At 50.0% G+C, this 292-nt stretch carries 1 tRNA gene and 1 rRNA gene; both read left to right on the top strand.

The features are described from left to right. A 16S ribosomal RNA gene (locus tag WFK59_RS22170) occupies window positions 1-50 on the top strand; the annotation flags it as partial. Between the two features lie 86 nt (window positions 51-136). Beyond that, window positions 137-212, top strand: a tRNA-Glu gene (locus tag WFK59_RS22020). Window positions 213-292 lie beyond the last annotated feature (80 nt).

Here is a 292-nt window from a genome sequence, read left to right on the forward strand (position 1 = left end):
AGTCGTAACAAGGTAACCGTAGGGGAACCTGCGGTTGGATCACCTCCTTACCTGAAGATACCTTCCCGCGTAGTGCTCACACAGATTGTCTGATAGAAAAGTAATGAGCAAAGCGTCTTGCGAAGCAGGCTTCAATGTCCCCTTCGTCTAGAGGCCCAGGACACCGCCCTTTCACGGCGGTAACAGGGGTTCGAATCCCCTAGGGGACGCCACTTGCTTGGTGACAGGTGAAAGGTGTTGCCCACATATCTTAAAGATGACTTACGAGTCATGTTTAAGATATTTGCTCTTT

The sequence above is a fragment of the Pantoea sp. USHLN298 genome (assembly GCF_037149395.1).
In the GTDB taxonomy this organism is placed as follows: Bacteria; Pseudomonadota; Gammaproteobacteria; order Enterobacterales; family Enterobacteriaceae; genus Pantoea; species Pantoea astica.